We start from the raw sequence: 24,485 nt of genomic DNA, 5'->3' as shown, positions 1-24,485 counted from the left end.
ATGGGCTCAGGCACGGTCGACGGACGGGACACACAGAGCGAGGCCGGCCGCCACGGGGCCGCCGAGCGCGAGCGAGGCGCTGCACAACCAGGCGACGGTGGGCCCGGTGAGGTTCGCCACCAGGCCGAAGACCGCATACGCCAACGGTCCGCAGCCGATCGCGGCCAGCAGCATCAGCGCCGTCGCGACGCCGAGTTGGTCGCGCGGCGCGGACTGCTGGTAGAGGGTGAATCCGGCCGGCCCGTTCTGGCCGGAGCAGACGCCCAGGAGCGTCGCGATCGTTGCCATCGCCGCCGGCGACCGGACGAGGATCATGCAGGTGAGCATGACCCAGATACCGACGCCTCCGCCGATCAGCCGTACGGCGAGTGGCACCCTGTTGCCCAGCATCGCACCGGCCGCCGCAGACACCAGCGCCCCGGCTGCCCAGCAGGCGGTGAGCAGGCCCACGGCCGACACATGCCAGCCCCGGTCCAGTACCACCACCGGCAGCCCCGGGTTGAGCGGCCAGGCGAAGGCGAAGTCCAGGCACAGTGCGGACAGGAACAGCAGTCGCAGCCGCCGGTCCGTGCGCAGCAGCCGGAAGCCGTCCGCCGCCCGCCGCGCCAGGCCGGTCGCGTGGGTCGTGACGGGCGCCAGCGACCGCGTCACCGGGACAAGGCTGAGCAGTGACACCACACAGCCCCCGCAGACCACGGCGAACGAGAGCGTGAGGCGTCCCGTCGCCACCAGCCAGGCACCGAACGGTGAGCCGAGGATCGGAGCGAACCGCGCCACCATCGTGCGCACCGAGTTCGCCGTGTCCAGCCGGTTGTCGCTCACCATGCGGGGCAGCAGCGTGCCGTACGACGGCGCGCCCAGCCCGAGCATCGCGCCCTCCAGCGTGGCCACCACCGCCAGCAGGGGCACCGACCGTACGAACAGAGTGGCGACGGTCGCCACGGCCAGCACCGCCACCCGGACCGACGTGGTGCGCAACAGCACCAGCCGCGGCCCGATGGCGTCACAGATCACCCCGCCGAAGAGCAGCGCCAGCGCTCGCGGAACGGACTCCGCCAGCGTGACCCAGGTGACCGCCGATGTGCCGCCCAGTTGCGCCGCCACCCACAGGGCCGCGACGAAGAAGACCTGATCGCCGATCAGGGACACACCCTGGCCGCCCAGGACGACCCCCACCCGCCCCCACTGCGCAGTCGGCATCGGCGCGGACATCAGCTTCGGATTCGACATCCTGTCCTTTCCGGAGGTGGCCGGCCGCCCGGCGAACTGCCTGGAATCACCGTGGAGTCGACGCCGGTACGCTACGGCGCCCGCTCTGGTGTGATCGGCAGCCCGACCGGCACTTCGGCGGAAGCCGCCGGATCCACAGACGGTCAGCGGCTCGCGTCCGTCAGCTCCGCGGGGGCGTGGAAGGCACGCACGATGTTGAGCACCTCGAACCGGCCCCGGCCCGGCTCCGGGCTGGGACGCACCACGCCCTCGGCGAGCAGGCCGTACACCACCAGTCCGCAGTCGCGTCGGCTCGCCCCGGTGGCGCGCGCCACGTCCTCCAGTCCGAACCGGCCGCCCTGCTCGCACAGGGTGGTGAGCAGGATCCGGTCCTCGGGTGGCATCCGCTCGAGGTGGCGCCGCAGCTGGCTCTCCAGCGTGTGTGCCCCTCCGACGCCGCAGAGATGGGCCAGCAGGCTCGCCGGATGGTCGATGCGGCGGGAGAGGTCGTCCAGGGGGTAGACGGCGAGCCAGGACGCGGCCGCCTGCAGTGCGCGGGGCAGCCCGTCCAGCCGACGGCAGAGATCCCCGATGATCGCGGCGTCCGACTCGGCCGGCACGAAGCCGGGGCGCACCCGGCGTACCTGGTCGAGGAAGAGCCGTGCGGCCGGGGAGCGTTCGATGTCGTCCGCGGCCGGCATGCCGGAGGTGTCCGGCAGAGGCAGCGGAGCGAGCAGGAAGGTCCACTCGTCCGTCACCGCATCGGTGTGGCGGGAGGTCATCAACAGCCGTAGCCCCGGGCACTCGTCGAGCAGGCGGCTCAACAGGTCGCGACGCGGCTGGTGGTCGTCCACTCCGTCCACGACGAGGAGTACGGGCCGGCCACCGACGAGCTCGGCCAGTTTCCGGAGACCGTCGCCCCGGTCGGCCGCGGCTTTTGCCGGGACGGCCGCCGGAGCGATGAGATCCGCGGCACTGGCACGCAACAGGGCATCGAGGGGACCGCCCGAGTGCTGGGTGCCGTCGTCATCGGCCGTGATCCACAGCACGGGCAGTCCGGCACCGGTGTGCAGCCGGCGGGCCACCTCGAGGGCCAGCCGGGTCTTGCCGACCCCGCACAGCCCCACCACGTTGGTCACACGCTCCCGGCCGCTGGACAGCTCCTCCTCGATGATCGCCGCTTCCCGGTCCCGCCCGAGAATGCGCCGGCCGGGCTGCGGGGGTGTGGCTGACCAGATGCCGTCACCGGTCCACAGCGTCCAGCGCGGATGCACGGTGCCGGCTGCCAGGAGGCCGGCCCGGGCGCGTGGGCCGAGCCGCAGCCCGTCGGCGATCAGTCCGAGGGTGACCGTGCGGGGCCGGCGCACCTTGCCGTGCTCTATTTCCCTGATCGCCCGCACGCTCACAGTGGACAGGTCGGCCAGCTGCTGCTGGGTCAGACCGACATGGGCGCGGTACTGCCGCACGAGTCGGCCCAAGCCGCCTTCCGCCTCGCCGCGTTCCTGCGTGTCGCTTTTTCCCTTGCTGTCTCCATTGCACTTATTGCTTATTGCATCCCCGTTCATTTCTGCGAGTCCTCCATCCGTAGGGTGGGCCGGACGAGCACGACAGCTCCGGGCCACCTCGGCATCGGTTCCTGCCGGGAGGAACCTTGGGAGGGTCAGACAGGTCGGTGCGCCGGCCGGGGTGGCGGAGACCGCGCGGTCCCGGTACGACAGCGTGGGGCGCGGCGGACCGGCTGTCGCCACCTGTTCCGCTGAGCGGACCGGGAAGCGGCCCGAGCGGCCCGTCTCGTCCCGTGGCCGTGGCCCGGCGTCACACCGTGACCGCCGCGGCCTGTACGCCGGGCCGGCAGTCCGCCAGGTCGACGGGCTCCCCCATGGCCACGGCGATCCTGCGATCACCGGTGAACGGGTCACGGCCGTGCGCAGCCAGGATGTTGTCCACCAGGAGCAGATCGCCGCGCCGCCAGGGCTCCCGCACCGTGGCGGCGGCGTAGGCGGCGTGAATGGCGCTCACGTCGTCACGGGTGAGTGGTTCCCCGTCGGCCAGCGCGGTGTTGAAGGGAAGCCCGTCGGCGCCGAACTCGTCGATGAGCGCCTCCCGGATGTCCGGCTCGAGGGACCACTCGTTCCAGAAGGCGAGGTGGTTGAACCACACCTCTTCGTGGGTGTCCGGGTGACTGATGACGCCCGGACGCAACTGACGGGTCCGCAGCCGGTCGCCGTCGTGCCACTCCGGCGCGATCCGGTTCTCCGCGCAGTACCGGGCCGCCTCCAGGGGGTCGTCCGTGCCCAGCGCGGTGCGCCAGTCCAGTGAGACGTATCCGGAGTAGTTGCGGGTGAGCGTCCAGCCCGATGCGCGCATCCTGTCGACCAGCCGGTCCGGAAGCCCGCTCAACACCTTGCGGCAGTCCGCGACCGGGGTGGCGCCGCCACCGTCCGGCGGCACCAGGCACGCGAACAGCAGGATGCCGGGAAAGGTCAGCGTGTAGCTGTTCTCGTTGTGCATCCGGATCGCCTGGGCCGGTGGCAGGTCGGTGGAGGAGGCGATGCCTGCGCCGTAGTCACTGCGCGGGGTGGCCTTCTCCCGGTAGGGCGTGGGCCTCGGGACGAGAATGTCCCGTACCGCAGCCACGTCCTCGACCCCGCCGACCGGCAGGCCGCGCACCATGACCGCGCCGTGCTCACGAAGGGCGGTGCGCAATTCGCCGAGGTGAGTACGCAGCCAGTCGCCCGCCTCGGGCATGCCGGTCACGGTGAGAGCTCGGGTGATGGCCGGTCGACCAGGCACGGTGTCCCAGGTCAGCATGGTTGCTCACTGCTCGCTGAGGGATGCGATGAGGCTGGCGGGCCGGATGTCGGTCCAGTGGGTCTCGACGTAGTCCAGGCAGCCTTGCAGGCTGTCCTCCCCGTGGACGGTGGACCAGCCGGCCGGCACGTCGATCCAGACCGGCCAGAGCGAGTGCTGGTTCTCCTCGTTCACCAGCACCAGGTAGGTGCCGTTCTCGTCCTCGAACGGGTTCGTCATGACGGTGACCTTTCTGTCGTGTCGAAGCGGAAGCGGGCCGGTACGGAAGTGTGCGGGGCCGGGGTCCGTCGTCGTCAGCGCGGGACCAGGCGCACCGGGTAGCGGTCCAGGCCGAAGTTGATGACGGAGCGGTGGTACTGCGGGGGCGCGGTCGGTTCGATGACGGCGACGTGCCGCAGCGCCGCCGAGAACAGCGCGCCGAGCTCGGCCTTGGCGAGCGGGCCACCGATGCAGTAGTGCGCCCCGAGGCCCAGCGCCAGATGCCGGTTGGGCGTCCGGTCGAGGACGATCTCGTGGGGCCGGTCGAAGACCGCCGGGTCGTGGTTGGCCGCCCAGAGCCAGACCGCCACCCGGTCGCCCGCGCGGATCCGCCACCGGTCGAGGAGGACGTCACGGGTGGCGGTGCGCAGGGTGTGCAGCCCGACGGAGGTCCAGCGCAGCAACTCCTCGACCGCGGTCTCGACCTCCACCGCGCCGTCCCGCAGCCGCTGCCACAGCTCGGGGCGCTGTACGAGCGCGAGCAGGCTCATCGTCGCCGTATGACGCACCGTCTGGGCACCCCCGACCAGGATGTTGTCCAGGTTGAGCACGACGTCCTCGAAGGGCAGCAGCCGACCGCCGACCCGATGGGTGGCGACCGCGCTGACGAGGTCGTCCCCGGGATCGGCCCGGCGCAGGATCACCTGCTGCAGCAGATAGGGGATCAACTGCTGGTGACCGGCGCGGCGCCGGTCCGGGGTGGGAGCCAAGAACGCCTCGTCGCAGACCCGTACGACCATCGCCCGGTCACTGTCCGGGATGCCGAGCAGGTCGCACATGACCGCGAGGGGCAGCTGCGAGACCACCTCGACCAGATCGACGGTCCGCTGCCGGACGGCGTCGGCGAAGATCCTCCCGGCCAGCGCGACGATGTCCGGGCTCGTGTCCCGGACGCGGCCCGGGGAGAAGAACGGGGAAGCGGGTGCCCGCAGTTCGCGGTGCAGGGGCGGATCGCTCAACGCCATCATCCGGCCGGATCCGGCCGGCACCTTGCCCACGCCGGTACCGAGCAGGGATCCGCTCCTGGAACTGTACGTGGCGGTGTCCCGGAGCACCTGGGCGGCCAGGTCGTAGGACAGCACCGACCAGACCGGTCCGTCGTCCGCGGTGGGGGTGCGGTGCACCGCCGACTCGCCGCGCAGGTCGTCGATGAGAGCCGGCAGGTCGTCACGGCTCCACAGTTCCGGATCGCTCAGGTCGGTCGCGGTGGTGAGCATGGCCCCTCCTGGGTGTGCAGTTCGGCTCGCCGCCGGATGATCGAGGTCAGCAGGTCGACGGGCGCGTGCCGGTCCGCGGTCGCCAGCAGGTGTCCGCCCGGTACGACGGAGAGGCTGAAGGCGCCGGCCGTGTGCTCCGCCCAGCCGGCCAGTTGCCCGGCGTCGAGCATGGGGTCCGCGTCCCCCACGACCGCGTGCAAGTCCGCGTCGATCGGTGGGGCGGGCCGGTGACGGTAGGTACGGCGGACGGCGAGGTCGCGCCGCAGGGCGGCCAGGGCGAGCGAGTGCAGCTCCGGGTCGTTGTGGACCACGTCGTCCGGGCCGGCGAGTCGCAGCAGCTCAGCCGGACTGCGTTCGGGCACCGCTTCCCCCGCCCAGGCGCCGGGCGGCTGCCCGGAGGCCGTCACCACCAGCTCGGGCCGCCGTCCCGAGGGCAGGGCTCGGGCCACTTCGTAGGCGAGCAGTGCGCCGAAACTCTGCCCGTAGAAACCGAACGGGGCCCGCAGATGCGGTCGTACGGCTTCGATGACCGCCGCCACCAGCAGGTCGAAGGTGGCGGGCATCGGTTCACTGCGCCGCCCGCCCCGCGCCGGCATGCGCAGGGCCCACACCTCGGTGTGGGGAGCCAGCGCGTGCGCCGTCGGGGTGAACGCGGTCGCGTCCCCGCCGGCGTGCGGGAAGCACACCAATTGGAATGCCGGCTCTTCCTGGCGTGCCGGCACCAGCAGCCAGTCCCCGACCGCGCAGGGCGGCCCCGGCCTCACCTGTCGCCGCCGATTCGGCCGACCAGGGCGGGCCGGCGCCTCCCGCCGTCCCGGATGGCCTGCCGTACCGCAGCGGTGAAGTCGCTCAGGTCGCGGGCGTCCAGCAGATGCCGCAGCTGGACCTCGGCGTCGAACCGGCGGCGCAGGATGTGGACGACCCTCAGCGCGGCCAGCGAGTGACCGCCCAGGGCGAGGAAGTCATCGCCGGGTTCCACCGCCTCGCGGCCGAGCACGCCGCACCACACCTCGGCGATCTCCGACAGCAGGTTCGCCCCGGAGGCCGCCGGGCGGTCGGGTGTGTCGTCGAGTGCGGTCGCCGGTACGGGCAGGGCCGCGTAGTCGACCTTGCCGTGGGAGCTGAGCGGCAGGGCGTCCAGGACTTCGATGACCGCCGGTCGCAGATGCTCGGGCAGGATGGTGCTCAAGTGCTCCGTGAGCCGGCTCGGCGCCGGGGCCGGGCCCAGCGGCGTGACATAGGCGGCCAGTCGCCGGTCTCCGGGGCCCGCTTCGTATGCCGTGACGGCGGCCTCGGCGACCTGGGGATGGCTGCGCAGCGCACTCTCGATCTCCCCGGGCTCGATCCGGAACCCGCGCACCTTGATCTGCCGGTCGACGCGTCCGGCGAACTCCAACTGCCCGCCGGTGCCCCGGCGGGCCCGGTCACCGGTGCGGTACATGCGTTCACCGGCCGGGCCGAAGGGGTCGGACACGAAACGCTGCGCGGTCAGGCCGGGCCGGTCGACATACCCGTGGGCCACCCCGGGGCCGGCGAGGTAGAGCTCGCCCACCGCTCCGGCCGCCACCGGCCGCAGTGCCTCGTCCAGGACGTACCCGCGCACGCCGGGCAGCGGCTGCCCGATGTGCGGGCCGGGGCCGGTGATCCAGGCCGTCGTCGCGTCGACCGTGCACTCGGTCGGGCCGTACAGGTTCACCGCGGGCGGCCCGTCGGCCGCCAGCTCCCGCCATGTCCGTTCCGGCACGGCCTCGCCGCCCATGAACAGCCGCGGCCCGGGCGCCCCGGCCAGGGTCTCGCGCAGCAGTTCCCAGTGCGAGGGGGTCAGGTCGAGGTCGGTGACACAGTGTTCGGCGAGCAGTGCGGCCAGCCGGGCCGGTTCGGAACGGTGGGTCTCATCGACCACAAGCACGGTGTCGCCACGGCAGACCCGCACCCACTGCTGGACGGAGGGGTCGAAGGACACGCTCGCGTTCCAGGCGACGACGCCGGGCTCGGCGCGGTAGACGTCCCGGTCCTCGAGGCCTGCGACGAGATGGGCGACGGAGCCCCGGGAGACCTCGACGCCCTTGGGGGTGCCGGTCGACCCGGAGGTGTGGATGACGTAGGCCGGATCCATCGGCGTCGGCGCCGGACAGGCCACCACGTCCCCTCGGGCGTCGGGGGGCAGCACCTCCACCCCGACGGGCAGCCAGTTGCCGCCGTCCTCGCCGAGCAGCAGGGTGATGCCGGTGCCGGCGGCCATGGCGGCCAGCCGCTGATCCGGGTACGCCGGGTCGAGCGGCACATAGGCGGCGCCGGCCCGCCACACCGCGAGCAGCGCGATCGGCAGCGCGGTGGTCCTGGGCAGACACACCCCCACCCGGTCGCCGCGGCCGATGCCGCGGGTGCGCAGAGCACCGGCGAGCTCGGCGGTGCGCCGCTCCAGCTCGGCGAAGCTCAGCCGGCCGTCGGTGGCTCGGATCGCGACGCGGTCCGGGGTGGTCTCGGCGACCCGCAGGAAGCGGGTCACCGGGTCGGTCGCGGCGGTTTCGGTCATGCTGGGAACCTCGTCTTCCGTGGGCGCGGCGGATCCGCGGATGCGGCCATGGCGTCGAGGGCCGCCGCATAGGCGTCGATGAACTGGTCGGCAAGCGGGTCCGGGACGACCGACGGCTGGTGGTCGACGGCGAGCAGCACGTGGTCCGTCACCGGGTCCTGGATCAGCGAGGCGCCGAAGAGGAAGCTGTTCGGCTCGTGTCGCATGACCGGCTCGCAGCCGATACGGTCGTCCACGATCCGGGCCCCGTTCAGGCGCCCGAGTGCATGGAACTTCAGGTAGCCGAACTGGCTGTCGAGCCCGGTGCCGGCCATCAGACGGGCGAGCCGGGCGAAGGGGACGCGACGGTGGGGCAGCATCTCGAGTTCCTCTCGGTGGACCGCCCTGACGAGCGCGAGCGGATCGCCGTCCGGGACCGGATCGCACACCAGCGGGACGGTGTTGAGGAACAGCCCGTACACCTCGCTGCCGCCGTCGCGTTCGAGTCGGCCGTTGACCGCGAGGCCGGTGGTGACGGTGCGGTGGCCGGTGATCTGCCGCAGGGCGTGCACATGAGCCGCCAGCGCCACCGACTTGACCGGCACGCCGGTGCGGGCGGCGATCAGGCGCAGTTGCCGAGGCGCGGAGGGCAGTACCCGCTCGGTGGTGCGCGGCAACCCGGTCCCGCTCCTGCCGGGCCACAGTTCTCCCCGGACACCCCCGAGCTTGCGCCCCCAGTAGGCGAGGGAGTCGGGATCGGTCGCGGCCTGCCGTTCGGCGACCACGAAATCGCGGAAGGCCGACCGTGGCGGCGGCGCCGGCGGCGCGGCGGGGTCGGCGGCGAGCGCGGCGTGCCGGTCGAGGAGTTCGGCGAGCAGTGAGGTGAAGCTCCAGCCGTCCAGAATCGCGTGGTGCTCGCTGACGGTGAGCGCGAAGTCGTCGTCGGACAGCCGTTGCACGCTGATCCGGAACAGCGGCGCGCGGGTGGTGTCGAACGGCGTACGACGGTGCTGCTCGAACACCGCGCGCACCGCCGGGTCCTGGGCCTCGGTGCCGCGCAGATCGGCGAAGTCCACGGGTGCCGGCAGGCCGGCGTACACGAGTTGGAGCGGCTCGCCGTCCCCCGAGAGGTCGAATGCGGTCCGCAGCACAGGATGGCGGCGCATCGCCTCGCCGACGGCCCGGCGGAAGGCGGTCTCGTCCCATGCGCCGGAGACCCGGTAGGTGTTGACGTTGTGGTAGTTCTGCGTCGAGCCGGCGATCTCCATGTGGAAGATCATGCTGAGCTGCATGGACACCATCGGATAGGCGTCCACCACGCCGGGCGGGAGCGCCGTGCGGCGCGCCGGGTCCACCAGCGCGAACGGCTCCGCCGACGCCGTCCCTGTGGTCACCGGGCGCGCCAGCGGCACCAGTTCGGCGATGGTGGTGGCGGCGAAGATGTCGCGCAGCGACACGCTCCAGCCGCGTTCGTGCAGGGCTCCGGCGAGCTGGACGGCGCGGATCGAGTCACCGCCGAGCCGGAAGAAGTCGTGGTGCACGCCGATTCCGGGTACGCCGAGCACCTGCGACCAGGCGGCGGCGAAGGTGTGCTCGGTCGAATTGCGAGGCGGCACGTGATCGTGCCGCGCCGCCGTGATGCGGGGGGCGGGCAGGGCCGCGCGGTCGACCTTGCCGTTCGTCGTCACCGGCAGGGTGTCCAGCACCGTGACGCTCGCCGGAATCATGTAGTCGGGCAGCGTGCGGGCCAGGAACTCCGCCATTCCCTCGGGTGCGCGCCCGGTGACGTAGGCGGCCAGTCGCTGGTCGCGGAGAGTGACCACACACGCCTCCACATCCGGGTGCACGCACAGGGCCTGTTCGATCTCGCCCAGCTCGATCCGGTGTCCCCGCAGTTTCACCTGGAGGTCGGCGCGACCCAGGTACTCCAGACCGCCGTCGGGCAGCCACCGGCACACGTCACCGGTGCGGTACAGGCGGGCTCCCGGTGCACGTCCGAAGGGGTCCGCGACGAATCGGCCGGAGGTGAGGGCCGAGCGTCCCCAGTACCCGTGGGCGAGGCTTGCACCGCCGACGTAGAGCTCGCCCGGCACGCCCACCGGACATGGGCGCAGCCAGTCGTCGAGGACGAGGGTGCTCAGGTGTGGCAGGGGGGCGCCGATGAGGCTGCGGCTGAAGTCGCCGGGCGTGACGGGCACGTCGTGGGTGGTGACGTGGACGGTGGTCTCGGTGATGCCGTAGAGGTTGCACAACCGGGCAGAGGGCACGGGGCGCAGGGCGAGCCAGCGCTCGACCAGGGCCGGCTCGAGCGCCTCCCCGCCGAGCATGACCCGCTTCAGGTGCGGCAGTTCGCGCGGCTCGCGGCGCAGCGCCTGCTCCAGGGAGCGCAGCCCTGAGGGGGTCAGGCAGAGGTACGACACCCGTTCGCGTTCCAGCAGGTCTGCGAACACCTCGGGGGAACGGCTGGTGGTGTAGGGCACGACGACCAGCCGGGCGCCGTGCAGCAGGGCTCCCCACAGCTCCCATACGGTCCAGTCGAAGGCGTAGCTGTGAAAGAGGGTCCACACCTGCTGTGGCCCGAAGCCGAAGTGCCGGTTGCCTGCCGCCATCAGCCGGCTCACGTGCTCGTGTGCGATGGCGGCCCCTTTGGGGCGGCCGGTGGAGCCGGAGGTGAAGATGACGTAGGCGATGTCGCCGGGCCGGACCGCCGCAGCCGGGCGGCTCGGCCGTGACACGGCGAGTTCGGCCTCCCGGTGGGCCGGCGGGTGGATCCGCCACGGGCCGCGGGGCACCCGGTCCGGCTGGTCGGTGACGACCAGCGCGACACCCGTGTCCGTGAACGCGGCGGCAGCGCGTTCGGCCGGCGCCGTCGGATCCACCGGCACGTAGGCAGCACCCGTCTTCAGCACGGCCAGCACCGCGACGGGGATGTCCGGGGTCCGCTCCAGCAGCAGGCCGACCCGGTCGCCGACGCGCACCCCCGCGCCGATGAGCGCGTGGGCGAGCCGGTTGGCCCGCGCGTCCAGTTCGGCGTAGGTCAGGCACTGGTCCTCGTGGCTGACCGCGATCCGGCCGGGGTGGGCGTCGGCGGCCTCTTCGAACAGGTGGTGCAGACAGCGCCCCTCGGGGGCCTCGGTGGCCGGAGCGGGCGTGCCCGCACCGGCCGCGGTGAACGCGCGCAGCGGACGGTCGGGGTCATCGAGTGCGGCGGCGAGCAGCGCGGCCCAGTCCCCGATCAGCCGCCGTATCGTCGCCCGGTCGAAGAAGTCGGTGGTGTACTCGACCTCGCCGCGCAGTTCGCCGCTGTCGAAGACGGAAAAGGTCATGTCGAACTTCGAGGTGCCGTTGGACCGGACCCGCCGCCGTGCCGTGGCCGGACCGAAACGCAGGGGACGGGACTCCTCGGCGTGCGTACCGAACACCACCTGCACCAGGGGCAGGTGAGGGGCCGACCGGTCGGGCAGGACCTGGTCGACGATGGTGTCGAAGGACACGGCCAGATGCTCGTATCCGTCAAGGGCGGACTCCTGGACCTGCTGCAGCAGTTCCCGGAAGGGAGTCGCGGGCTCCAGCCGGACGCGCAGTGGCAGCAGATTGACGAAGTAGCCGATCAGGTCCCGCTGTTCCGGCCGGTCGCGGGTGGTCACCGGTGTGCCGACGACCAGGTCGGCGGCACCGGTGTACACGTTCATCAGGACGGCGAACGCGGCCAGCTGGACGATGAACGGCGTCACGCCCTCCGTCTCGGCCAGTCGCCGGACGAGCGCCGCGGTGCCCGGTGCGCAGTCGAACGGCTCGGTCGCGCCGCGCTGAGTGGGCATCGCCGGCCGGGGGCGGTCGGCGGGGAGCTCCAGCCGTCCCGGAGCGCCCCGCAACCGGTCCTTCCAGTACGCGAGGTGGTCCTCGACCGGCGCGGACTGCTCCTCGGCCGCGTAGTCGGCGTACTGGGCGGTCAGCTCCGGCAACCGGGGTGCCCTGTCCTCGGTGAGCGCCGTGTAGATCTCCGCCAGTTCCCGCTCGAACACCTCCGCCGACCAGCCGTCCCAGACGATGTGGTGCACCACGACGGTCATGACTGTGCGGTGGGCGGTCTGCAGGATCACGTCGGCCGTGAGCAGCGGCCCGGCCGCCAGGTCGAGGGGCGCCCGCCCGGCGGCGTCGAGGAGGACCTCGGTGCGTGCCACCCGCTCGTCCTCGCCGACGCCGCGGAGATCGGTCACCGTGAACGGGAGGGGCAGGCGCGGGTGGATCCGTTGCCGGGGGCCGGTCCCGTCCAGCACGAAGGTGGTGCGCAGCACCTCGTGCCGCTCGGCCACGGTGGCGAGCGCCGTCTCCAGGAGGGACGGATCGAGCGGTCCGTCGAACTCGAAGACCCACGGAACGTGGTAGGTGGCCGTGCCGGGATTCCAGCGGTCGAGGAACCACAGGCCACGCTGTGCCCCGGACAGGGGCGCGTCCCTCGGCACGTCGTCTGCCGCTGCGTTCACCGTACGTCCTCCTTCCGCGCCGTAGCCTGGTCGTCCAGACATTCCGCGATTGCGCGGACCGTCTTCGCCCGGAACACCACCTGGGGTGGCACCCTGCTACCGGTCAGCTGGGACAGCCGCATCGCGAAACGAACCGCGGCGAGGGAACTGCCGCCGACCCGGAAGAAGTTGTCGTGCGCTCCGGCTCCGGGCAGGCCGAGGACCTCGCACAGGGCGGCGGCCACCATCCCCTCGGTTTCGGTGAGTGCGGTCTGCCGGGGCCGCGCGCCGGCAAGCACCGGGGCGGGCAGGGCCCGGCGGTCGGTCTTGCCGTTGGCGTTGCGCGGGAGCGCCGCCAGCACGTCGAGCGTGACGGGCACGAGGTGCTCGGGCAGGTGGCGCGCCACATGGTCGAGGACGGCGCCGGGGTCGAGCGACGGCATGCCGGTGGTGACGTAGGCGGCGAGGCGCCGGTCTCCGGGAGCCGCTTCGAAGACGGCCACGGCTGCCTCCCGTACGTGCGGATGCCGCGTCAGGGCGTCCTCGATCTCACCCGGTTCGATCCGGAACCCGCGGATCTTGACCTGGTCGTCGGTCCGTCCGCTGATCTCCAGGACTCCGTCGGGCGTACGGCGGCCGAGGTCCCCGGTGCGGTAGAACCGCTCCCCCGGGCCCCCGTGGGGGCTGGCCACGAACCGGCCGGCGGTCAGGCCCGGCTGCCCGGTGTAACCGAACGCCAGCCCGTCGCCCGAGACGTACACCTCGCCCGTGACGCCCGGAGGGACCGGCCGCAGCGCGGTGTCGAGGACATGGATCCCCTTGCCGTGCACGGGAAGTCCCACCGGGATCGAGCCCCCCGATACGTCCTGCTCCGTGACCGGGTGACAGGTGGTGAACCCGAGGCTCTCCACCGGGCCGTATCCGTTGCCCACCCGCAGGTCCGGAAAGCCGGACAGCACCTTGGAGACATGGCTGACCGAAGCCCGCTCGCCGGCCGTGAAGGCTCCCTCGAGGCCGGCGAAGGTCTGCGGGAACTCCTCGATGAGGAAGTTGAACAGGCTTGCGGAGAGCTGGAGTTGGGTTACCCCGTGCCGGGCGGTGAGGTCGGCGATGATCTGCGGGTCGGTGCGGTGCCCGGGATGCAGCACGCAGGTGCCGCCGAACAGCAGCGCGCCGTAGAGCTCCAGCGCGAAGGCGTCCCAGGCGACCGGGGAGCACTGCAGCCACACCTCGGACGGCCCGAAGCGCGCGTAGTCCTGTCCGAGGTAGGTGGCGGTGAGCGCGCGGTGGGAGACGGCCACCGCCTTGGGTCGCCCTGTGGAGCCGGAGGTGAACATCACGCAGGCCAGGTCGTCCGCGGTGACCGGCGGCCGCGGGCCGAGGGCGGAATGCCGCATCGGGGCGTCGGCCAGGTCATCGAGGTCGAGGTGGTTCGGAGCGGTGAAGGGCGGTGTGCGGTGCCCGTGGGTGAGCACGAGGCCGGCGGCGCCGGCGGTCACCACGCCGGCGAGCCGGGCGGCCGGCAGGCCGGGGTCGAGCAGGGTGTAGCCGGCGCCGGCCTTCAGGGCGGCCAGCAGTGCGACGACGAGGTCGAACCCCCGGTCCATGAGGACAGCGAGGACCGCTCCGCGCCCGACGCCCCGCTCGGCAAGGATGCCGGCCAACCGGTCGGCCCGGGCGTTGAGTTCGGCGTAGGACAGTCGCTCACCGTCGTGGATCAGTGCGGTGGCGTCCGGGCGCCGGGCGGCCTGGACCTCGAACAGGGTGTGCAGGGGAGCGCCGACCGCGGAGGCCAGGGTGCCCAACCAGCTCTCGCACAGGTTTGCGATGGTCGCTTCGTCGAAGAGGTCACTGTCGTATTCGAAGCGGCCCGTGAAGTCGGTGGTGCGGTCGTCGACGGAGATCGACAGGTCGAAGCGGGACACGTCGTTCGAGTACAGCGCCCTGGACACCGGCGTGCCGTCGAGGTCCAGGGGGCGGGTCTCCAGGGTGTGCAGTTCCAGCAGGACCTGGCACAGCGGGTTGTGGTTCGCCGGGCGTTCGTCGAGCACCAGGTCGGCGATGTCGTGGAAGGGAACGTCCCGATGCCGGTGGGCGCCGGTCAGCACCTCTCGCACCTGACGCACCAGCTCACCGAACGGCGTGTCGTCGTTCACGCGCAGGCGCAGAGGCAGCAGGTTGACGAAGTAGCCTATGAGGGAGGCGAGTTCAGGCCGTCCTCGGACGCTGGTCGGCGAACCGATGACCAGGTCGGACTCCCCGGAGCGACGGTGCAGGGCAAGGGCCAGCCCCGCCAGCAGCACCATGAACGGGGTGGCTCCGGCGCGACGGGCGAACTCGCGCACCGCCCGGGTGAGCGGCGGTGTCATCGCGAACCCGTGACAGGCACCGCGGAACGCCTGGACCTCCGGACGGGGGTGGTCGGTGGGCAGTGCCGGTTCCTGCGGCGGATCGCGCAACTGATCACGCCAGTAGTCCAGTTCGCGGCTCGAGGTGCCCGTGCGCTCCTGCCAGAGGCTGAAATCCGTGTATTGGACCGGCAACCGGGGCAGGCGGTGCGGGCGCTGTTCGCGCCGGGCCGCGTAGGCCTCCCGCAGTTCGCTCTCCAGCACCGACAGTGACGCCTCGTCCCAGACGATGTGGTGGACCAGAAGCACCAGCACGGTCTCCCCGTCCGGAACACGCAGCAAGTGGGCGCGCAGCAGCGGGCCCGCTGCCAGGTCGAAGGGCTCGCGGGCCGTCGCCGCGATCAGGTCGTCGACTCCGGCGGAGGGCACCTCGGTCACACGGAACGGGAGATCGATCCGGTCCAGGACCACCTGCCGGGGCACGTCGCCGCGCAGCCGGAAGACGGTCCGCAGGACGTCGTGCCGGGCGACGACGGTCTCCAGGGCGGCCCGCAGCAGACCCGTGTCGACCGGGCCGGCGAACCGGAACACCCAGGGCACGTTGTAGGTCGCGGAGCCCGGCTGCCACTGTTCGAGGAACCACAGGCCCCACTGGAACCTGGACAGCGGTGCTTCGGACAGGCCGGACGCGGTGAGCACCGGCCCCTCCTGGTCCACCGGGCTGCCGAGGGCCGCGGCGAACTCGGCGAGCGTCGGTGCCTCGAAGATGGTGTACGGCGAGACGGCGCCGAACACGTCGGCCACGCGGCTCACCACACGGACCGCCGTCAGCGAGTCGCCGCCCAGCTCGAAAAAGTTGTCCCGTACGTCGATGTCCGTGAGGCCCAGCACATCCGACCACACGGCGGCGACCAGCTGTTCCGCAGGGGTGCCGGGTGCCTGGCGCCCCCGCCGCGCACGCAGTGGGCCCGACGGAGCGGGCAGGGCGGCTCGGTCGATGACACCGGTCGGGGTCAGCGGCAGGGCGTCGAGGACGGTCAGGCTCGTCGGCAGCAGGTGGTCCGGCAGCCGGCTGGCCAGGAACTCCCGGGCCGCCACGAGATCCGGGGGCGCCGATCCGGTGGCGTACGCAGCGAGGGCCCCGTCGCGTACGACGACCGCGCAGGCCGACACGCCCGGATGCGCGGCAAGCGCGTTCTCGGCCTCACCCGGCTCGACCCGGAAGCCACGGATCTTCACCTGGTCGTCGGTGCGCCCGACGAACTCCAGCATGCCGCCGTCGGCCGTCCACCGGACCAGGTCGCCGGTGCGGTACATGCGCGCCCCCGGCTCCCTGCTGAACGGGTCGGCCGGAAAGCGGTGCGCGGTGGACGCCGGCCTGCCCCAGTAGCCCAGTGCCTGCAGCGGCCCTCCGATGAAGAGCTCGCCGACGGTGCCCGGCGGGCAGGACCGTAACCGCTCGTCGAGGACGTACAGTTCGCGCGGGCCCAGGGCCGAGCCGATCGGCGCCACGCCATCGTCCGTTCCGCTCGTTGCATCCGTTGCCTCCGACAGATCGGCGACCGTCGCAGTGATCGTCGTCTCGGTCGGTCCGTAGGCGTTGAGCAGCGGCACGCCCGTGCGCTCCCGCCACCGTGCCGCGGTGGCGGAATGCAACCGGTCACTGCCGGAGATCATCAGCCGCAGCCTCCGGGGAGGCTGCCCACGCAGGGCGCCCACCACCTCGCGGAAGTATCCCGCAGGCAGGTTGGCGACCGTCACGCCCTCGGTGTCCAGCAGGTCCAGCAGCTCTTCCGCGGCCGGCAACTGCCGCTCCGGCACGACCAGACAGGCGCCCGCCAACACGCCGGCCAGGACCTGTTCAATCGCCACATCGACGGTGGGGCGGGCGAAGTGCAGCACCACGTCGTCCTCGGTCAGGCCGAACCGGCGCACCGCGGTGCCGAGGTGCGCCAGCAAGGTGTGCCAGGCCACCAGAACGCCTTTGGGCGTGCCGGTCGTACCCGAGGTGTGGATGACGTAGCCGCCGCCGGTCAGCCGGCCTCGCGTCCCGTGGCCGCAGGTCCGGCCGTGAAGCCTGCCGTCGGCCAGCACCAGGGTCGCTCCCACGTCGTCGAGGAGTGACTCCGCGCGCTCGCCCGGACCGGCGGGATCCAGCGGCAGGTGGACCGCGTCGGCCCGCAGCGCGGCCAGCAGACCCGTGACGTAGTCGATCCGGTCGTCGCTGCGCACGGCGACGACCTGGCCCGCTCCTATGGTCCGGGCGAGCGCGCCGACGCGCTCGTCGAGTTCCTGGCGGGTGATGGTCCGGCCGCCGCAGCGCACCGCCGCAGCGGTCGGACGGTTACGAACGAGGGAAGGGAAGGGGACACCGCTTGCCAACATGATTCAACCCCGATGAATGAGTGACACCGATCGCTACGGCCGGCGGCGTGGACCGCGCACCGGTCGCACGGGCACGAGCAGCAGGACGTTCAGGACGGCGTCGCCCGTCCGTCCGGACCGGGCAGCCAGACGTCGTCGCGGTCCAGCGCACCGGGCGCGTACTTGCCGAGCGCGCTGATGAGCAGCTGGAGCTCCAGGGCCAGGCAGTCGACGAGCCGCACCAGCCCCTTGCGGGGGTCCTCCACGGCTGCGAGCACGGCGGCCCGGCCGAGCCCCACGGCCGCCGCGCCCAGCGCCAGGGCCTTGACCGCTCGGCCGCCTTCCCATATACCGCCCGAGACCAGCAGGTTGGCAGGCGGCGAGGTCAGCCGGCCCAGGCACTCGGCCAAGGGCAGTCCGACGTCCTGGAGGAACACGCGGGGCGCCCAGCCCGTGCCGCCCTCCGCACCGTCCACGGTCACCGCGTCGGCGCCCGCCTCGGCAGCGACGCGCACGGCCTCGGCCAGGTCCCGGCCGGGGAACAGCTTGACCCACACCCGGACCCGGGGAAAGTTGTTGCGCATCAGCCGGATCTGCTGCCGCAGGATCTCCGCGGTGAAGGTGCCGGGAGCGCTGGAGCGCAGGACCCGCCGGTCGCCCAGCACCGGATCCAGTGCGTAGCGGTCGCCGCACCGCAGGCCCGCCCCGGATACGGTATCGAGGACGGTCATCCCGCCCAGCCCCGGCTTGGCGCCCTGGCCGACCTTGAGTTCGAACGCGAGCCGACCGGACTCCAGCAGGGGCTGCGCCGCGGGGTCGCTGTGCACCAGGTTCCACACCTCGGCGTCGGCGTCCTCCGTGCTCTGCTGTACGGCCACCCCGCCGAACCCGTCGGCCACCTCCCCGCTGTAGGCGCCGATGCGGTCCAGCAGCGTGCCACCGGCGCTCTCGTCGAGCCGCCCGTATCCCCGCATGGGAACCAGGTTCTCGCCGATGACCATCGGCACCCCCAGGGCACCGGCCTGACGGCTGACGGCCAGCCCGAGGTCTCCCTCCGCGGCACGGGTGGAACCCAAGGCAGAGACATACACGGGCAGCGTGGAGCGGAAGCCGCCCACCGCCGTGCCGAGATCGACGTCCCCGTAGGTGGGCTCCCGGCCCAGCTCGATCAGGCGGGCCAACCGCTGCTCCATGAAGACGGGGGGCACCAGCCGCATCCGCTCCAGCGGATCGGTGGCTTGAGGGGGCGACGACCCGAACAGCACGTGCCCGTAGTCGTCGGCCGCCGGGAACACGGCTGCCGTGCCGAGGCGGGCCCGCTGCCTGATCTCCTCCTCGGGGAACCCGGGTGCCGTCAGGTCGCTCATGGCGAGACCACACCCGGCAGCTTGGGGAACGCGCTGGCCTGCCATACGGCGTCGAGCCCGGCGACATAGCGGGTCAGCCGCTCGATGCCGATACCGAACCCCGAACTGCGGGGTATGCCCTCGCGTACCAGGTCGAGGTACCACCCGTATTTCTTCGGGTTCTCTCCGGTCTCCCGCATCCGAGCGATGATCTCGGGATAGCTGTGGGTGCGCTCGCTGCCACTGCACAACTCGCCGTATCCCTCGGGCGCGATGAGGTCGAAACTGCGCAACCGGCCCGGCTCGGTGCGGGATTCGCGGTCGTAGAAGCCCCGCGATCCTTTCGGGTAGTCGGTCACGAAGAAGGGCCGGTCGGCCTTGGCGGACAGCAACGCCTCGGCCGCCCAGTCCAGTTCGGCGTCAAGGCTCTGTTCGTGGCCGTTCTCGCGCAGCCGGGCGACGGCTTCGGTGTGCGTCATGCGGTGGAATGCACCCTGGGTGAGGTGGGTGAGGGCCCGCACGTCGCGGTCGATCAGGGCGAACTGCTCGGTGAGGTCGGCGACGGTCTCGCGCACCATGTGCACCACCAGTTCCTCGACAAGCTGGACGGCCTCGTCGCGGCGCGCTCCCGCCACCTCCACGTCCAGCTGGTGGAACTCGGCGAGGTGACGGCCGGTGTCGGCCGTCTCCGGCGGTTCCAGGCGGATGTTGGGCGCGACACAGAAGATCTTCGGAAAGGTCCGCAAGGCCGCCTGCTTGTACAGGATGACGCTGCTCATGAGCTTGTACCGGTGGCCGTAGTAGTCGATGTCGACCTGCTTGGACCCGCGGGCGCCCGGGTCGGTGACCGGTCCGGAGATCGGCGGCAGCAATTCGACGAAGCCCGCCTCAGCCAAAAACCGGCGTGCGGAGAGCAGCAACGCGTTCTGGACGCGCAGCACCGCCCGCGTGCCGGGGTCGGACAGATGCCGGCCCGGGGACGGCAGAACCGCGGCGCCCGGTGCAGTCACTTCATTCGCTTCACTCACAGTTGTGTTCCCCCTTGATGGCCTTCCCCGGTGGGGCTGTGCTTCAGGGTGGCGGCTGCCCGCCGGTCGTAGGTACGCCGCACGAACGACAGCGCGGCCAGCAACTCGGCCGAGCCGGGGTCCGCGTGCCGGTCCACTGCAGACGCGGGGACGGGCATCGAACCGACGGCCGACCAGTGCAGGCGCCCGTCCTGGTCGAGCCGCCCGCGGGACCGGCCGCCGTTGTCCGGATGCAGGCAGTACGGGATGTCGAGGTAACCCTTGTGGAAAGCGTCGACCAGGGCGTCGCCGAGATCCGTCCGCAGGTCCAGGACCGCGTCGATCAATGCCCTGGCCTCCGCCTCGATACCGGTGTCCGGCACGGTCGCTTCCGGGAGCCGGCATCCTGCGCCGGCCGCGGCGGCGGCTGCCTGTTCGAGGGCCCGGACGTTCTCCGCGATCGTGGGGATGCGGTACGCCTCGGCCGTGGTCTTGACGATCAGCCGAGCCGCCCCGGTCCGCACGCAGAGCCGGGCCGCGTCCTCCAACAGGAGCCGGGCGCCGGCCGGTGTACGCGGAAACACCCCCATGTACGCGTACACCACGACATGCCATTCGACGTCCGGCAGGAGTTCGGAGGCGATCCGGCGCAACGCGGCCACCGCCTCCTCGTCCTGGCGGCTGTTCGCCTGCTGGGTGTAGCTGAGCGAGATGCTGCGCAGCCCCTGCTCCCGGAAGAACATGCCCTCCAGCACGCTCATGGCCACCAGCAGACCCGGCGGGCAGAGCTGCCCCATCAGACATCCGCCGAACGTCTCGAGGTGCGGCTCCACACCTTGTTCCCGGCGTTCGGCGAGCATCCGGCAGCAGCGTCTCCAGGCGCCGACCGCCGTACGCAGCGGGGTACGGCTGTAGGGCAGGCAGTACGACACCGGTCCGCCCTCGGTCGCCGCCAGGCCCGTCTGTGCCAGGGCGGTGAAGATGCGTTCGGGGTCCGCCGACCCGTGCCGCACCTGGACCGGGAAACTCGGATCGGCCACTCCCCGAAGCACCCGGCGGGTGACGTCCGGGCCCAGGGAGACCAGCGGGTAGCCGTTGAGCTCCAGTCCGGCGGCCACCGACCGGTGCGCCTCAGCGAAGTCACCGGTGCGGGTGTAGCTGTCGAGGGTGATCGTCCCGACGGTGGTGGCCGCCGCGCGCTTGGTGGCGAGCAGCCCCGCTCTCATCTGCAGGGGATCCTGCATGCCCATCCTCGGCTGGACCACCAGCGTCCCCGACTCCTGGGCACGTCTCACGAAGCCACCGAACGCCGTCACGCCGGCAGCTCCGCACAGAGCGAGGACACATAGGCACAGAACTCGTCCACCGCCGCGCCGCCCTCGAAGACCTCGTCGAAGCCGGCCGCCCGCAGGGCCCGCGACCGCGCTCCCCCGTCGGTACCGCCGATGCCGAGGCTGCCGCCGATGACCACGGGAGCCTCTCGTGTTTCCGGGCACGACCGCAGCCGGGCCACGATCCGCTTGCCGTCATGAAATCCGTGCCCGTTGACACTGCAGACGACGATCAGATCAGGTCGCCTGTGGCAGCATTCGTGCACGATCACCTCGTCCGGTACGCAGGGGCCCAGATTCGTCACCCGGTGACCGAGCTCGGTCAGCAGGACCTGCAGATAGGTCAGGTTCCAGGTGTGTGAATCGGAGGCCACCGTCGTCAGCACGACATCCATGCCTGATCGCTCAGCCCTTCCCGGTTCGCGGCGCGTTCGTCGGCCGGTCGGCGGGCCCACGGCGGATGCCGACAGGCCCGATGCGGAACGCTATGGCCGGGGCACTCGGGGCATCGGCAGTTCATCCGGCAAGTGGTCGGCGCCATCGGCCGACCGGGGAGTGTCCCTCGCGGGCGCGTCACCAGGTCGGCCCTTCGACCCGGCCCGGGACCGCCCGGTCCAGCAGAGAGACGCTCCTGCTCGAACGGGCTTCACCAGCAGCGATGCAGCCCACGCCGTCCGTCCTGTGACGCCCGATGGGAGGAGGAACTGCCGCGTGCCTGCTGCCGTGACTGCGCCGACCGGGCCCTGACGAGTTCAACGCACGGAATGACCCGTCCATCACCAGTAACTGGTCAACCCGAGGCCGATAGCACCGATGATGATGCCGATCATCATGACGGCAAGGGAAAGGATGAAGATCCCCCAGCATGAGAAGGACGCGTCGAGGCCGACCATGCCGCCCTGTCACCCCGCAAAGTCACCGGTCTGCTCACCTGCCATCCCGACCGCCTGGGCGAGGACCAGTGCGCCCTGCGTGACCAGCTCACCGGCGCCTGTCCCGAGATGACCGTGCCGGCCGACCAGATACGCACCTTCGCCGAACCACTGACTCCGCACACGGACAACACCGGGAGCCGGCGGCCTGGATCACCCGGGCTCGAGGTGCTGACCTGCCGTTTCTGCACTCCTTCGCGAACGGTCCGGAGCGCGACCGCGCCGCAGTCGATGCCGTCCTCACCCTGCCCTGGCACAACGGCCGAACCGAAGGCGCCAACACAGAGATCAAACTTCTCAAGCGCCTGATGTACGGCCGCGCCGGACACCGGCTCCTGCGCCGGATCGTCCTGCTCAACTGAGATCAGGGATGGAAGGCGTCCAATCGGGAAGAGCCCGTGAGGCCGTCGTGAACATGCACGGGGTGCTGTCTCCGTTTCGAAACCGCGGGATCAACGCGGCAGCGGAGATCAACGAGCGAGCCGAGGCCGTGTTCGGGGCCGAGGTCGAGAGTGAAGACGTCGTTCGACAGGAGCACCAGGCTCAATTCGTCCGTACTATCCACCAAGATGTGGAACAGCGGTCGCACTCCCGCCGTCACACGGCGCCAGGCACCGGACCGGTCGCCTCCGGCAGGCGGCTGTCCAGCCGCCAACCCCTTCACAGCCCCCAGTCGCAGGAGGAGTTCGATGTCTACCGACAGAGCCGCCACCGGCCTGACAGACCAGTACCGCTCACGAGTGGCCGCTGACCTGGAGTCCAACGGCCGCGAGCAGGAGCGTCTCGCCACCGAGATCGCCGCTCTGCAGAAGCAGCTGAGCGTGCTGCAGCACGAGCAGTCGGTTCTGACGCACGTCCAGGAGGTACTCGGCGCCGCCCCACAGGCGCAGGCCCTCGCCGCCGACGACAGCTCGGTTCCCCCGCCTCGTAAGAGGACACCCGCCTCTGCCGCATCCCACAAGGCAACGCGAGCGAAGAAGCCAACCGGCGGGAACGGCAAGCCGACCAGGAAGGCCGTGCCGGAGAAGGCTTCTGCCGCGAAATCGGCTGTCACCACACCCACGTCGTCGCAGCCGACGCTGGTCGAACTCGTCCGCGACCACCTCGCCCAGCACCACGAGCCCCGCTCCGCGGCCGAGGTCGCCGCATCGCTCGGCCAGGCCCACCCCGACCGCGGCGTCAAGACCACGGTCGTGCGCAGCACTCTGGAAGGACTCGTCGCCAAGAACCGCATCCAGCGCACCCGGCAGGGCAGCTCCGTCTTCTACAGCGCCCCCGCGACCGAGATCGACGACACTCCGGCCGAACCCCAGCAGAGTGCGCCCGTCGAGCCGACGGGCAGCTGAGCCGTCGATCTCAAGCCGCGGGGATGCCGGTGCGCTGAGGAGGGAAGCCGGCTGAAGAGCGGCGGCCGGGAAGGCCGAGGCGCAGGCTGCTCCTTCGGGTGCGCCTTCGGGTCGGCAGTCCTCCGCCGTGTCGGGCCGCGTTCGGAGGCCGACGTCGTCCCTCTGTGGAGGCGCACGGCAGTGTGCCCTGTACGGCGGAACGTTGGCCGGTTCCTTGTCCCCCTGCTCGTCGCAGCGCTCGAACTCGTCCGCTCGTGTGCCGGAGCGCCGGCACGGAGAACCGTCGGAACGCGCCCGGGAGTTCGGCCTCAGATGCCGGAAGATCACGGGCATCGGTGATGCGCAGGCGGGTGAGGAGGACGACGTGACACCTTCCGGGCGGGGTCGGTGCTGGACAGTCTGGAAGACCGCGCGGTTCGAGTGGTGCTCCGGTCACCTCGTTCGAGCAGTTTGCGCTGCCGGAGTGGACGGGCCGACTGCTCGGGCATGCGTCGTTGCACGGTCAGCCCGCCGGGGTCAGACTCGCGGCCTTGTGTCTCACCGCGCGCACCCCGCTGCACGGCCGGGGGAAGACCGGGCTGCGGCCGCTCGCCCGGCTGTGCGCACCGGGCTCCCCCGCTGCCGGCGGCGGGACGCTCACCGCGCTGCGGACCGCGGGCCGACTGGACACGCTGCGCGTGAACAGCACCGGGAAGCAGCCTGCCGCCTGCCGTCTCGGTGAGATCGCACGCCGCCTCGTACCCGTCTGCGGCGCTTCTCCTGCGCAGAGCGCCATCTGCGCGAATGCACCGGCCGGTGCATTCGCCCTGGCGGATCGGGCACACTCCCATGGGCGCCGCCACGGCCGTCCAGCCCCGCTGAGCGCCGCACTCGCCTTCCACGCCCGGCAATCCCTGCCCCGATTCCCCAGCGGCAACGAACTGGCACAGTTCCTCACGGCCGTCCGGCAGGAGGGCCGACTGGAGATCATCGATGACGCCGGGCAGCCGGTGCGGCCCGGACACCGGTACCGGGGTCATCTGGCGGTCGCAAAGGCCGAAGCCCGCAAGCGGTACGCGCTCTCCCCGCGGCGGGACGCTCCCCGCGCAGCCGCGCGGTGCCCCGCGGCGCCCGGCGCGGGAATCTGGCTCGTTCCCGGGGCGCGCGCCATCCTGGATCCGGGGTCCGTGTGAAGACCCGCAGCAACCGTGCAGCGACGCGCAACTTGTACGAATACCTGACCCAGTGCAGCGCGAAGGGCAACTCAGTCACTGCGCACGATCGATTGCCCCTGGCGCAAGCCCCCGGGCTCCGGGCCGCACCCACACTGCCCGGCCCGACTCGGCCTGCATCAAC

The 24,485-nt window shown here is 71.8% G+C and carries 16 protein-coding genes; 3 read left to right on the top strand and 13 right to left on the bottom strand.

Translation table 11 applies throughout. From position 1 onward, the window contains the following. Positions 1-6: 6 nt before the first annotated feature. From ABZ862_RS30610 to ABZ862_RS30550, 13 genes are all read right to left on the bottom strand, one after another. Positions 7-1,230 carry an MFS transporter gene (locus ABZ862_RS30610; RefSeq protein ID WP_360965053.1) on the bottom strand — a complete coding sequence of 408 codons (1,224 nt, stop codon included), beginning with the start codon at positions 1,228-1,230 and terminating at the stop codon, positions 7-9. Between the two features lie 143 nt (positions 1,231-1,373). Further along, complete coding sequence (locus tag ABZ862_RS30605; RefSeq protein WP_360965051.1) at positions 1,374-2,687, bottom strand: helix-turn-helix domain-containing protein; 1,314 nt, start codon at positions 2,685-2,687, stop codon at positions 1,374-1,376. A 337-nt stretch (positions 2,688-3,024) separates the two neighbouring features. After that, on the bottom strand, positions 3,025-3,957 hold the full coding sequence (locus ABZ862_RS30600; protein WP_360965048.1) for a TauD/TfdA family dioxygenase: 933 nt from the start codon (positions 3,955-3,957) through the stop codon (positions 3,025-3,027). 69 nt (positions 3,958-4,026) lie between these two features. Next, entirely contained in the window at positions 4,027-4,239 is a 213-nt protein-coding gene (locus ABZ862_RS30595) for an MbtH family protein (protein WP_360965045.1), read from the bottom strand. Positions 4,240-4,313: 74 nt separating this feature from the next. After that, complete coding sequence (locus ABZ862_RS30590; RefSeq protein ID WP_360965042.1) at positions 4,314-5,495, bottom strand: cytochrome P450; 1,182 nt, start codon at positions 5,493-5,495, stop codon at positions 4,314-4,316. Further along, a complete protein-coding gene (locus ABZ862_RS30585; protein ID WP_360965039.1) occupies positions 5,471-6,217 on the bottom strand; it encodes a thioesterase domain-containing protein in 747 nt (248 codons plus the stop codon). Before ABZ862_RS30585 ends, ABZ862_RS30590 begins: the two co-directional genes overlap by 25 nt. A gap of 38 nt (positions 6,218-6,255) precedes the next feature. Next, entirely contained in the window at positions 6,256-8,031 is a 1,776-nt protein-coding gene (locus tag ABZ862_RS30580; RefSeq protein WP_360965036.1) for a non-ribosomal peptide synthetase, read from the bottom strand. After that, the gene (locus ABZ862_RS30575) at positions 8,028-12,497 is read right to left on the bottom strand and encodes an amino acid adenylation domain-containing protein (RefSeq protein ID WP_360965033.1); all 4,470 of its coding nucleotides are present in this window, start codon (positions 12,495-12,497) and stop codon (positions 8,028-8,030) included. Before ABZ862_RS30575 ends, ABZ862_RS30580 begins: the two co-directional genes overlap by 4 nt. Continuing rightward, complete coding sequence (locus ABZ862_RS30570; protein WP_360965030.1) at positions 12,494-17,209, bottom strand: amino acid adenylation domain-containing protein; 4,716 nt, start codon at positions 17,207-17,209, stop codon at positions 12,494-12,496. Before ABZ862_RS30570 ends, ABZ862_RS30575 begins: the two co-directional genes overlap by 4 nt. A gap of 89 nt (positions 17,210-17,298) precedes the next feature. Further along, the gene (locus ABZ862_RS30565) at positions 17,299-18,555 is read right to left on the bottom strand and encodes a glutamate synthase-related protein (protein WP_360965027.1); all 1,257 of its coding nucleotides are present in this window, start codon (positions 18,553-18,555) and stop codon (positions 17,299-17,301) included. After that, a complete protein-coding gene (locus tag ABZ862_RS30560) occupies positions 18,552-19,544 on the bottom strand; it encodes an asparagine synthetase A (protein ID WP_360965024.1) in 993 nt (330 codons plus the stop codon). The genes ABZ862_RS30565 and ABZ862_RS30560 overlap by 4 nt, the downstream gene beginning before the upstream one ends. A 14-nt stretch (positions 19,545-19,558) precedes the next feature. Continuing rightward, the gene (locus ABZ862_RS30555; protein ID WP_360965138.1) at positions 19,559-20,791 is read right to left on the bottom strand and encodes a methylaspartate mutase; all 1,233 of its coding nucleotides are present in this window, start codon (positions 20,789-20,791) and stop codon (positions 19,559-19,561) included. 62 nt (positions 20,792-20,853) lie between these two features. Then, positions 20,854-21,267: a cobalamin-dependent protein gene (locus ABZ862_RS30550; protein ID WP_360965021.1), complete on the bottom strand. Its 414-nt coding sequence runs from the start codon at positions 21,265-21,267 to the stop codon at positions 20,854-20,856. Between the two features lie 596 nt (positions 21,268-21,863). Here ABZ862_RS30550 and ABZ862_RS30545 point away from each other — a divergent pair. The 3 genes from ABZ862_RS30545 to ABZ862_RS30535 all read left to right on the top strand — a co-directional run bounded on the left by ABZ862_RS30545 (position 21,864) and on the right by ABZ862_RS30535 (position 24,322). Then, complete coding sequence (locus ABZ862_RS30545) at positions 21,864-22,166, top strand: transposase (RefSeq protein WP_360965135.1); 303 nt, start codon at positions 21,864-21,866, stop codon at positions 22,164-22,166. A 327-nt stretch (positions 22,167-22,493) separates the two neighbouring features. Next, a complete protein-coding gene (locus ABZ862_RS30540; RefSeq protein WP_360965018.1) occupies positions 22,494-23,150 on the top strand; it encodes a hypothetical protein in 657 nt (218 codons plus the stop codon). A gap of 530 nt (positions 23,151-23,680) precedes the next feature. Beyond that, the gene (locus tag ABZ862_RS30535; protein WP_360965015.1) at positions 23,681-24,322 is read left to right on the top strand and encodes a hypothetical protein; all 642 of its coding nucleotides are present in this window, start codon (positions 23,681-23,683) and stop codon (positions 24,320-24,322) included. Positions 24,323-24,485 lie beyond the last annotated feature (163 nt).

The sequence above is a fragment of the Streptomyces sp. NPDC047000 genome, assembly GCF_040644295.1.
GTDB lineage: Bacteria > Actinomycetota > Actinomycetes > Streptomycetales > Streptomycetaceae > Streptomyces.
This window is presented reverse-complemented; position numbering and strand designations above follow the sequence as displayed.

Coding starts and splice junctions, on each gene's coding strand:
- ABZ862_RS30555 (WP_360965138.1), bottom strand. CDS start 20,791: ATGGGCATGCAGGATCCCCTGCAGATGAGAGCGGGGCTGCTCGCCACC.
- ABZ862_RS30570 (WP_360965030.1), bottom strand. CDS start 17,209: ATGTTGGCAAGCGGTGTCCCCTTCCCTTCCCTCGTTCGTAACCGTCCG.
- ABZ862_RS30610 (WP_360965053.1), bottom strand. CDS start 1,230: ATGTCGAATCCGAAGCTGATGTCCGCGCCGATGCCGACTGCGCAGTGG.
- ABZ862_RS30590 (WP_360965042.1), bottom strand. CDS start 5,495: ATGCTCACCACCGCGACCGACCTGAGCGATCCGGAACTGTGGAGCCGT.
- ABZ862_RS30580 (WP_360965036.1), bottom strand. CDS start 8,031: ATGACCGAAACCGCCGCGACCGACCCGGTGACCCGCTTCCTGCGGGTC.
- ABZ862_RS30595 (WP_360965045.1), bottom strand. CDS start 4,239: ATGACGAACCCGTTCGAGGACGAGAACGGCACCTACCTGGTGCTGGTG.
- ABZ862_RS30600 (WP_360965048.1), bottom strand. CDS start 3,957: ATGCCCGAGGCGGGCGACTGGCTGCGTACTCACCTCGGCGAATTGCGC.
- ABZ862_RS30540 (WP_360965018.1), top strand. CDS start 22,494: ATGTCTACCGACAGAGCCGCCACCGGCCTGACAGACCAGTACCGCTCA.
- ABZ862_RS30550 (WP_360965021.1), bottom strand. CDS start 21,267: ATGGATGTCGTGCTGACGACGGTGGCCTCCGATTCACACACCTGGAAC.
- ABZ862_RS30565 (WP_360965027.1), bottom strand. CDS start 18,555: ATGAGCGACCTGACGGCACCCGGGTTCCCCGAGGAGGAGATCAGGCAG.